The sequence below is a fragment of the Xanthocytophaga agilis genome, assembly GCF_030068605.1.
Classification (GTDB): Bacteria; Bacteroidota; Bacteroidia; order Cytophagales; family 172606-1; genus Xanthocytophaga; species Xanthocytophaga agilis.
On record NZ_JASJOU010000055.1, the window covers coordinates 1 to 648 of the forward strand.

At 35.0% G+C, this 648-nt stretch carries 1 protein-coding gene; it reads right to left on the reverse strand.

Annotated features, from left to right (window positions below):
• Positions 1 to 648 (reverse strand): transposase (locus QNI22_RS40165; RefSeq protein ID WP_314520321.1); only part of this gene is annotated, 648 nt, incomplete at both ends.

A 648-nucleotide genomic window follows, 5' to 3' on the forward strand; every position in this document is an offset into this window, starting at 1 on the left:
TTTGCCTTTACTAGCACATAAAGTTTTCGTACGTTTCATCTTTTGTTGATAAACGGCAGTAGGCACTTTTTCTAAAATCAATCGTACAGGTCCTAAATCAGATCTTTCTTTTTTATTGTTACCAATACTTACACTATATTCCTGCAAAGAATAATCGTTTGCATTGTCTTTAATCAAAGATGCTAAATCCATCCTCTTTTCTTGATTATAAAGGCTACTACCAGCTCTCAATCGTGAAATAAAATAAGCCCCTTTCTGATGAAGCTCTCTGAAGAAGGGTACTTGATAGAATCCTAAGTCTTTCAAAATTAAATCTCCCTTATCTACACGAGAAGCATTATTAAATGTTTGATCTGAACGCGCCCATCCATCATCTTCTAAGCATGAAAATGAACCTGATAGAAAGTCATATTCGCAATAGAGCTTGATGGCAGAGCTTGGATAAATACCTCCAGGACCTTTGTATGTTGAACCTAATGAGGCTGGCAGGGCAAAAGAAGTACAGTCGCCAATTAAGATATGTTTGAAATTAGAAAATGTAGATAACTGATATTGATCAGATTGTTTCTCTATCAATTCTTCTACTACTTTTTTGAGAAAAGTTACTGATTTTGCTGAGAATCGCTCGTTAAGTGATTGCTTACATAG